The sequence below is a fragment of the Pontibacter beigongshangensis genome, from assembly GCF_014332515.1.
In the GTDB taxonomy this organism is placed as follows: Bacteria; Bacteroidota; Bacteroidia; order Cytophagales; family Hymenobacteraceae; genus Pontibacter; species Pontibacter beigongshangensis.
The window spans coordinates 379,411-389,869 of the sequence record NZ_VFSD01000002.1; the positions used below are offsets into that span (position 1 = coordinate 379,411).

Here is a 10,459-nt window from a genome sequence, read left to right on the forward strand (position 1 = left end):
GGTGCGGGAGGCGCACATTGGCAAACGCAAAACACTGAACCTGAAAGCAAAGCCGTTCATCACAAGTAAGTTTTGTCAAGTGAAAGCATAATTATGCTAATGAAAAATGCCCTACTTAGACAATTTGCTCTGCTGCTGCTGCCCAACCTTATAAATCCAATTCCTCACCAAGAAGAAAGCAGACCAGGCTGCAGTGAACTTGAGCAGACAGCTTTAGACATTTGAACTTGTTCAACAACAAATTGTGCAATTACACAATTAATTACCTGGGTCGGGCGAGACGAATACAATGATATGCTGGCCAGAGGCGTTTATGTATATAAAGTAAATGTACGCTCGCAACAGGACGGCGCTAAAGCTTCGAAATTTGAAAAGCTTGTCATTTTGAATTAACTTACAATCGATATTGTGATTCTTTGGAAGTTGGTTTCAAAGGGAGAGAAGACTTAACGATATAGCTTTTTTTAATATAGAATATTATGATGCGTTCGTCCTTTATCAGAATGATATGCCTGCTGTTTTGGGCAGGCCTGCTGGCTGTAGGGGCGAAGGCACAGGAGGCGCAGGGGCAGGTGACCCTCATCTGGTCGGGCCACGAGCAGGTGCTGCCCACAGCCACGCTACCCGGCAAGATGCCCTCTTTTGAAGGGGCCAGCTACGACTACGTGGAGCGCCTGCCCTACTACCGCCTGCAGCTCCGCGGCACGCGCCTGAGCAGCTTCACCCTCCAGCAGACGGTCTACGAGTCCTTCTCAGATGAGGATCAGAAACTCTTCGATATCACTGCTATCGGTGCCGAGCCAGAAGTCACTATCACCCCCGCCACCGAGAACAAGACCCCGGTCTCCCTCGTCACCCTGCTGCCCATCCGCCGCAACCCGCAGTCCGGCCGTCTCGAGAAGCTCGTGAGCTTCCGCTACAGCCACGCTGAGCGCCACGACGCCCCCCTGGCCACCCGCCGCACCCGCGACAGCCACCAGACCAGCTCGGTGCTCAGCGCCGGCACCTGGCACAGGCTCGCCGTCACAGCCTCAGGCATCCACAGGATCGACCGCGCCACGCTCCAGGCGCTGGGCATCAGCATCCAGGGCCTGGACCCCAGGACCATCCAGCTCTTCGGCAACGGCGGCGGCATGCTCCCCCAGCCCAACAGCGCCCCCCGCCCCGACGACCTGACCGAGAACGCCATCTGGGTGGCCGGCGAGGGCGACGGACGCTTTGACGACGCCGACTACGTGCTCTTCTACGCCCAGGGGCCACACACCTGGGCCTACGAGGCCGGCCAAAAGCTCTTCAAGCACACCTACAACCTCTACTCCGACACGGCCTACTACTTCCTGCGGGTGGGCGCGGCCCAGGGCCTGCGCGTCTCCTCCCGGGGTCAGGCAGGGGGCGCCACCCAGACCATCAGCAGCTACGACGAGCGCCTCTTCCACGAGCGCGACCTCAAGAGCATGGTCTACTCGGGCCGGGAGTTGTACGGCGAAGAGTTCAGCTCCTTTGCCGGCAGCCGCGAGGTGGCCTTCCCCGTCACCGACCTGGTGCCGGGCTCGGAGGTCAGGCTCACAGCAGCCCTGATGGCCAACGCCCCGGTCAGCACCTCCTTCGCCCTGAAGCTCAACGGCCAGAGCCTGGGCACGCAGCCCATTGCCGGCAGGGGCACCTATACAGACCACCCCGAGGGCACCAACAGCCTGCGCACCTACACCCTTAACCAGCAGGCGCTGGGGCAGGCGCAGGAGCTGCGGGTCAACCTTGCCTTCAATACGGGCGGCAGCTCCACCTCGGTGGGCTACCTCAACTACCTTCAGCTGCAGTGCCAGCGCCAGCTCAGGCTCTACGGCGAGCAGACCAGCTTCCGCTCCCTCAGGAGCCTGGAGGCCCCCGTCAGCACCTACAGAGTGGCCGGCGCACCGGCCGGGGCGACGGTCTGGGACGTGACCGACCCACTGCGGCCCGTCCTGCAGGAGGTGGTGGCCAGCGGCTCCGACCTGAGCTTCAGCGCCCCCTCCGCCGCGCTGCGCGAGTATGTGGCCTTCCAGAGCAATACCGGACTCAGACCCGTGCCGGCCGGCCGTGTGGCCAACCAGGACCTGCACGCCCAGAACCTGGGCGGCGAGCTGGACTTGGTGATCCTGACACACCCCGATTTTATGGAGTCGGCCAACCGCCTGGCCGAGCACCGCAGCAGGCACAGCGGCCTGCAGGTGCTGGTCGTGACACCCGCCCAGGTCTACAACGAATTCTCCTCCGGTGCCCAGGACGTGACGGCCATCCGCGACTTCATGCGCATGCTCTACACCCGCAGCTCCAAGAGCGGCAGCGAGGTGATGCACCTGCTGCTCTTCGGCGACGCCTCCTACGACTACAAGAACCGTGTGCCCAACAACACCAATTTCGTGCCGGTATATCAGTCGCGGCAGTCGCTGCACCCTATTACCAGCTACTCTTCAGAAGACTACTATGGCTTTCTGGATGAGAACGAGGGAGAATGGGCGGAGAATACGTTCGGGGACCACCTATTGGATATCGGGATCGGACGGCTCCCAGCGAAGACTGCCGGAGAAGCGGCGACCATGGTCAGCAAGATTATTGCCTACGACAGCCCCAGCCACCTGGGCAGATGGCGCAACCGGATAACGTTTGCGGCTGATGATGGCGACTTTAATGAACACCAAGCGGATGCGGAGTTTCTATCGAACTATTTGGAGGATGGTTTCCCGCAGTACAACACCAACAAAATTTACCTCGACCTGTATCGGCAGGTGGCTGCGCCTAATGGCCAGCGCGCCCCAGAGGCTACTGAAGCCATAAACCAGGCGGTGGAGCAGGGTTCTCTGGTCGTGAACTACACCGGCCATGGCAACGCCGTGAGCCTGGCATCGGAACAGCTTGTGACGCTGCAGCAAGTAACCAACTGGCGCAACAGTAACAACCTTACATTTCTTGTAACAGCCACCTGTGAGTTTGGGCGTTACGACGACCCGGCCAGGGTATCTGGCGCAGAGGCAGCACTGCTAAACCAGGAAGGCGGTGCTATCGGCATGCTGACCACGACACGTAAAGTATATTCTAACGGCAACCGGGTACTTAACCGAAATTTCTTTAAAAGTGCCTTTACGCCATTAAACGGGAAGATGCCGCTTATGGGGGATTTACTGCAAAGGACCAAAAATAACAGCATCACCGACAACATGAGTGGCTCCAGGGGTGTAAACAACCGGAATTTCACGTTGCTGGGCGACCCTTCGCTGCAACTGGCCTACCCCGGCCTGGAGGCCAACATCACACACATAAACGGAAACATAATTTCTTCTGACACCCTGAGCGCCCTGAGCAAAGTAACCCTCAAAGGAAACATCACAGAATCTGGCGGTGCAGTAGCCAACAGCTTTAACGGGAAGCTGAGCCTGACCGTGTTCGACAAGCAAAACACACGCATGACCTTTGGTGATGAGGGAGTGCAGGTAGTGCCGGTGAAGCTGCGCGAGAATGTGATCTACGACGGGCAGGCGACCGTGAGCAACGGGCTCTTCGAAGTCTCCTTTGTGGTGCCCAAGGACATTGCCTACAACTACGGCGCGGGAAAGGTGAGCCTCTACGCCAGCAATGAGGCTACTGACGCCATGGGTGCCAGCAGGAACATCGTCATCGGCGGCTCGGCCACAGGCGTGGAGGAGGACAGCACACCGCCCGTCATCAGCCTGTTTATGGATGATGAGTCCTTCGCCTTCGGAGGCACCACCGGCAAGAGCTCCCTGCTGCTGGCCAAGATCTTCGACGACAACGGCATCAACACCGCCGGCCTGGGCATCGGCCACGAGATCACCGCCATCCTCGACGAGGACAAGGACAAGCTCCTCGTGCTAAACGACTTCTACACCGCCGACGTGGACAGCTACCAGTCCGGCTCGGTGCGCTACCAGCTCCAGGACCTCAAGCCGGGCCCCCACTCGCTCCGCCTCAAGGCCTGGGACACCCACAACAACTCCTCGGAGGAGTACCTCGAGTTCGTGGTGGCCAGCGAGGCCGGTATCGCCCTGGACCACGTGCTCAACCACCCCAACCCCTTCTCCACCAGCACCACCTTCCACTTCGACCACAACAGGGCCGGGGAGAACCTGGAGATACAGGTGCAGATCTTCACCATCTCAGGAAAGCTCATCAAGACCCTGGAGGCCACCAGCTTTGCCAGCAAGACACACCTGGCAGAAATTACCTGGGACGGGCGAGACGAATACAATGATATACTGGCCAGAGGCGTTTATGTATATAAAGTCAATGTCCGCTCGCAGCAGGACGGCGCTAAAGCTTCGAAATTTGAAAAGCTTGTCATTCTAAATTAGAATTATTACAGCTTCTCTCTTTATATTTGACTCAGTTATTAATAACCTTATGCATAACAAAAATTTACTTTTAACAGCAGCGCTAGTAGTGGGCGCTTTCGTTTCGGCACCACTTGCTCTCGCACAGGGCGTAACCGGGCAAGACAATGAAGTTAGGGCGGTGACCACCGCAGTACCAATTCTAACCGTTGCCCCTGATGCCCGTTCGGCTGCTCTCGGAGACGCTGGTGTCGCTCTCAGTCCTGATGCGAATGCTCCTTTCTGGAACCCGGCCAAGCTTGGCTTTGTGGAAAACGACATGGCCGTATCTTTTTCTTATTCTCCGTGGCTTCGCAACATTGTAGACGATATGTCACTCAGCTACCTTTCCGGCTACAAGAAATTAAATGAGACCTCCGCCCTATCTGTTTCGCTTACTTACTTTGACCTGGGCGCTATTCAGTTTATAGATGAGAACAGGAACCCGATGCAGGACTATAACCCGAAAGAATACGCGGTGTCTGTGGCATACGGCCAGGCCCTGAGCGAAAACTTTAGTGTGGGTATCGGAGCGCGTTTTATTCACTCGAACCTGGCTGGTAATGTAAATGTAGGAGGCGGCAGCTCCACTTTTGAGTCGAAGCCTGGCAATACGGCGGCTGTAGATGTAGGTGTGTATTACAACAAGGAGCTGAACCAGCAAATAACGTTAGCATTGGCCGGCAATATTTCTAATATAGGCGGTAAGATTTCTTATACCCAAGCCGACCAGAAAGACTTTTTGCCAACCAACCTGAAACTGGGAACTGCCCTGACCTATAATCTGGACGCCTATAACACCCTGACATTTTTGGTGGATGCCAACAAACTGTTAGTGCCATCTCCGGGAGCTGACAGCACACAAACGGTTATAAGTGGCATATTTACTTCCTTCGGAGATGCAGCCGGTGGCATAAGTGAAGAACTTCAGGAGGTGATCCTCTCTGGGGGTGTGGAATACTGGTATAACAGCCTGTTTGCAGCCAGACTGGGCTATTTTTATGAGAACCCGCAAAAAGGTGACAGAAAATATCTGTCGCTGGGCTTAGGTCTTCGGTACCAGAAATTTGGTGTGGATGTAGCCTACCTGGTGCCTAATGAGCGTGCAAATCCTTTGGCCCAGACATTACGTTTCACCATAGGTTTAACGCTGGAATAATTATAAAACACAGAACCAACTAAATGCTTGATAGAACAAAAGCTCCGGAAACATACGAAATAGATGCCGTTACGCTTCAGATAGCAGAAGTTAAGTCTCTGCCGAATGGGGTAAAGCTACATCTGATTAAAAACGAAACCCAGCCTGTCATCAGGCTGGATTTTGTTTTTAAAGCGGGAAAATGGTACGAGACGCAACCCGGCGCATCAGACCTTACGGCCAAAATGCTGCTGGAAGGATCATTACACCATACTGCCAGACAAATTGCAGACCAGGTCGCCTATTACGGCGCATCGTTCGACAGTAACCATGGCTATGACCGCACAGAACTTACACTATACTGCCTCTCAAAACACCTGAAAGATTTGCTGCCACTGGTCTGCGATGTTATTCAGAACCCTGTTTTTCCGGAAGAAGAATTCAATCATCTGAAGCAGCGAACGATTCAGAACCTGAAAGTTCAGCGTCAGAAAAACAACTACCTGGCGACGCAGGCCTTAACCCAACGACTTTATGGGGAAAATCACCCTTATGTATATGGGTTTGAAGAGGAAAATCTGAATCAGTTAACGCTGGCTACCCTAAAACAATTTTATGCTACCAGCTATGACACCGGCAACCTGGAAATTTTTGCCTGTGGCGACCTAAAGGATAGCACGGAAGAAGAACTGACAGAATGGTTGCAGAACCTGAATATTAACAGAAAAGAACCGACAGAACCGACACACAGCTTCCTGGATATTGAACCCAAGGAAACGATCGTAAAAATGCCGGAGAGTCTGCAATCCTCTATTCGTGTAGGCAAACGTTTCCCGCTGATTCAGGAACCGGATTACCTGAAACTTAAGGTCCTGAATGAGATATTAGGAGGTTATTTCGGCTCCAGGTTAATGCGCAATATCCGGGAAGACAAAGGGTACACCTATGGCATACACTCGGTTATCTCGCCGAAAGAGCAGGACAGCATTTTTTATATAGGCACAGATGTAAATTATACTGTTACCGACAAAACCATAGACGAAATTAAAAAAGAGATTGCACAATTACAGCAGGAAGACATTCCTGAGGATGAGCTTCAGGTGGTGAAAAACTACATGCTCGGCAAATTCATTAATAATATTGCCACTATTTTTGACCAGGCGGATAAGTACAAACGAGTAGTCCTGCACAATTTAGACCTCGATCATTATAACCGCTATATTACTACTATCCGGACAATTACTGCGCCTGAACTAAAAGAGCTGGCCCAAAAATACCTGAACATCGACTCACTCCACATAGCGATAGCAGGGCGTAAAGCGGATTCATAACATCTGAACCTTATGTGTTAATTGCCCTCAATAAGGTTAGCAGGAGAAGAGCCTCCGGAGGGCCTTTTTGATTGGAATAATTGCTATTTCACCACTGTGCAGGGCTAGATATCAAGGGACTTAAAAGGCATGGTCTTCTTTTCCTACTCATTGATGCACCTCAGTGCATAGACACTCGCTGCAGAATACCTTCTTTCGCATGAGGTGAAATTATTCTAATCAAAAGGGGCTTCCGGAACAACTTTTTCTACTACTGCATCAGGCCTTAGTTTAACCCGGATGAAGCAAAAAAAGCTTACCTCTATCCTCCTAATCCTTTCTCTTAGCTAGTATAGTTGACCAGTACCGCCTGTGTCACCGCCACCGAAGTACCTTATGTTATAAGTAAAGGTTAGCATAAAAATACCGCTCCAGCACATTCGACTCTACATCCTCTATATATAGGGCCGTAATATTGCGACTGACGCTGTTTTGTTGCTTCAGTAAGTCATACGCCCGCACACTTAGCTCACCCAGCCGATTCGGGAATAACTTCTTCCCAAGGCTCATGTTCCAGTGAAACGTGTGCCCGGAGTAACTCTCCACATGGCCTGAGCTGAACTGATGATTAATGCTGGTGCGGTAAACAAAATTCTCCCCAAAAATCCAGTTATACCAAATGCGGGTGCGCTGACTTAAGAAATTTTTGTTTGCCTTAGGGAGCATCGTGTTCCTGAAAACACGATAACTGGAATGGGTAGAAAAGTTAAAATCTATACGCTCACTTATATTACTACTGATTAAAGCACCCATTCCATAGGTATTGGTGTTAAAAAAGTTCATATAACCGTTAATGATGCCAGGCCTCCTGCTGTGGCTAATGGAGCCATGCAAGTTCAGGTTAGCGCGAATAAACCCGAGGGGTTGCCCATAGCTAACATAGGTACGGAAGTTACGACCTCCCTGTAGGTTCTCCGAGCGAACAAGTTGGGCATCGGGCAGCAAGATGATGCCGTTGCTTATCTCTTCCAAATAACCGTCCGTCATAATGCCGTACACAATTTCCTGGCTTGCGGAGGTCGCTTCAACAGAAGCATAAAAATGATGATCCTTCTCCAGGTTATGCGCTCGATAGCGTGCCCTGAACCAATTATAGAAAGCCTGCTGAAGGCCAGGATTACCTATTTTGAGCAGAAGGGGATTTTGCCAGTGTATTTCTCCCTGTAATTGGCTTGCTGAAGGGGTATTTGTCCAGGTATCGTAATGCAGCTCCAGGTTATTCGATTCTGAAAATTTATAGCGTAAGCGGGCCGATGGCAGATAGCTGGTAAACGACCGATCTAGGGTTGATGTAAATGGAAACTGCTGGTCGTCTTTTAGCCTGGCCTGCTGGAACGCACCGCCTACCTGAAAATAGAGCACATCGTTGTTGTAGCTGTAACCTACGCTTGTTTTCTGAGTCAGGTAACTACTTTTAGAGGCATTGCTAAAATCTTCCTGAAATTGCGTATCCTCTTCCAGCACCCCATCCCCACTACAATAGAATTTTCTATCTAGGTCATGTCTCCTGTTTTCTACCCTGTGGCCGAGCTCTACCTGCCCGTACACGCCGAAGGGCTCAGTATAGGCAAAGTTAGTTTCCCAAGAAACATCCTTTTCCTTTGATTTGTGGTACTGCCTGTTAGTTCTGTTGTTATCCTCGGGGTGGTAAATGTCTTTGGAGAAGTGAGCCCTATCATCTTTGTTGGCGTTGTAACTGTTGCCTAACCCAATATTTATAGTTCGTCCTGCTTTTCTAAAACGGTGCCTATAGATGATGTCATTGTCGAGGTAAAAATAGGTGCTATCAGTGCGTGAGTCGGCTTCTAATTGTACTATTGGGTCTTCATCATTCCAGGTCCGGCTCAGCCAATGGGAACTTCCATTGTACTGCAACAAATAACCCCGCGTCCTGATCAGTATGCTGTTCCGCTCATTTATTTCATAATCCAGCCGCGTGTAAAACATGTGGTTGCCGCTAATCCCATTGTTCTCCCTGTTATTAGAAAACACCTTCTCATCATTCGCATACTGCGCGTATTCCCTTGTTCGCGCTTGGCTGAACTTGTTGATGGTATGGTTAAAGGAGTAGCTACTGCTTACTGCAACAATATCGGACCAAGTATTGGAATAATCAAGGCCAAGAGCGCTTGGCTTGGTAACACCATCAAAAGTGTTGCTCGCTCCGCTATAGCTGGGATTGGCCGAGAGGCTATGAGTACTAATGTTATTATTTAAGCCTGTCAGAGTAAGTCTGCTTTCATTTTTAAATAAATTGAGGCTGGTACCAAGCAGGTAAGTATTCTCTGTTCCGTAGCCTGTAGCAACTGTACCAAAAAAGCCTTCACGAGCCGCTGGTTTGGTAACAATATTTATGGTTCTCATCCTTGCACCGTCATCAACCCCTGAAAGCTCCGCCATATCGTTTTTCCTATCGAAGATCTGGACATGAAGAATCAATTTGTGCAGGCAGGTTTTGCAGGGCTGCATACACATCGTTTACAAAAAAAGGTTTGCCGTCAATAAGGAGTTGCTGAACAACTTCCCCTTGTGCCTGTACCTTTCCATTCTCAAGCGTGATGCCTGGCATTTTCTGAACCAGGTCATGAGCGGTAGCATCAGGAGCAGCTTTGAAAGCAGTGGCATTAAACTGAGTCGTATCTCCCTGCTGTGCCCCAAGGGGTGTATTCCCCACTATTACCACTTCATCTATTACTGTGGAAGCCTCCTGCAGAGACAAAACCCCTAAGTCAACTGTCTGCTGTATCAGCACATGCTATGTTAGAGGAATAAAACCAAGAGCCTCCAGCTTAACAGTATAATATCCCACTGCCAAACGCCCAAACCTGAAACGTCCCTTGGCATCTGTCACGACAACTTTAACAACCTCTGGATCAGAGACTCTCTGGATTGAAATAGTAATTCCTTGCAGAGTGGTGGTATCTATTGCACTTTTTACTACACCTTTAATGACCGCCGCATGTAGAATGCTGGCACTTGGCACTGTAGTTGTATCCGGTCCACCTTGCCATCTGCTTATTTTTGGCAAATGTTGGGAAAAGGACTTGGTAATAACGAGCAACAGAGCTAAAAGAGGTAAAAGCTGATTCATGCATCTTGTAGTTATAAATATTCCAGACTGTAATATAGCTTTTAAAACATACAATAAAAATTAACCTTCCTTGTCGATTTTAACTAGTTGCTTTCTTCGCTAAAGCTCTCGTCCAGAACCATAGCGCTGTGATAGTCGCCCTTAGAAATTGAAAGGACTTGTAGGGGATTGGTGATACGTACACCACAATGTAATTGGCGAAGCCACTCTTAAGGACGCGCCTGCCTTTGCCCTACTGAGCAAACACAGCCAGGGGACCCGCAAAAATAAAGCGCCCTATTCTCCTGGTGCCTAAATGAAGAAATAAGAGTTCTCCACCTTTATCTGCAGGGAAACGGCTAATGAAAGAAAAGAATTAAATGGTTGAATCCGACTTCTACTATGGGAGGAGGTTTATAATAACAGTTGATACAATCATTATGGGAAAGAGGTCAAAGAGTCTGGCAGCAGGGCCTGCTCACCTAACATGCCGAGTGCCGCCAAGCCCCACAGGGCG

Annotated in this window: 6 protein-coding genes; 3 read left to right on the forward strand and 3 right to left on the reverse strand. The window is 50.9% G+C overall.

All coding sequences use genetic code 11. The features are described 5' to 3' along the window. Positions 1-479 precede the first annotated feature (479 nt). From porU to FJM74_RS03680, 3 genes are read left to right on the forward strand one after another with little or no spacing between them, the layout of a single operon-like run. A complete protein-coding gene (gene porU / locus FJM74_RS03670) occupies positions 480-4,346 on the forward strand; it encodes a type IX secretion system sortase PorU (protein ID WP_241738936.1) in 3,867 nt (1,288 codons plus the stop codon). Positions 4,347-4,395: 49 nt separating this feature from the next. Then, positions 4,396-5,523 (forward strand): type IX secretion system outer membrane channel protein PorV, encoded by a 1,128-nt coding sequence (gene porV / locus FJM74_RS03675; RefSeq protein ID WP_187261189.1) that lies wholly within the window; start codon positions 4,396-4,398, stop codon positions 5,521-5,523. A 23-nt stretch (positions 5,524-5,546) separates the two neighbouring features. Next, a complete protein-coding gene (locus FJM74_RS03680; RefSeq protein WP_187261190.1) occupies positions 5,547-6,833 on the forward strand; it encodes a M16 family metallopeptidase in 1,287 nt (428 codons plus the stop codon). Between the two features lie 378 nt (positions 6,834-7,211). On the opposite strand, the gene FJM74_RS03685 is transcribed toward FJM74_RS03680, so the two are convergent. The 3 genes from FJM74_RS03685 to FJM74_RS03695 are packed head-to-tail and all read right to left on the reverse strand — an operon-like array spanning position 7,212 to position 9,963. Further along, entirely contained in the window at positions 7,212-9,236 is a 2,025-nt protein-coding gene (locus tag FJM74_RS03685) for an outer membrane beta-barrel protein (RefSeq protein ID WP_187261191.1), read from the reverse strand. A 46-nt stretch (positions 9,237-9,282) separates the two neighbouring features. Then, a complete protein-coding gene (locus tag FJM74_RS03690) occupies positions 9,283-9,624 on the reverse strand; it encodes a hypothetical protein (RefSeq protein WP_187261192.1) in 342 nt (113 codons plus the stop codon). Positions 9,625-9,627: 3 nt separating this feature from the next. Then, positions 9,628-9,963: a carboxypeptidase-like regulatory domain-containing protein gene (locus tag FJM74_RS03695; RefSeq protein ID WP_187261193.1), complete on the reverse strand. Its 336-nt coding sequence runs from the start codon at positions 9,961-9,963 to the stop codon at positions 9,628-9,630. Between the last annotated feature and the right edge of the window lie 496 nt (positions 9,964-10,459).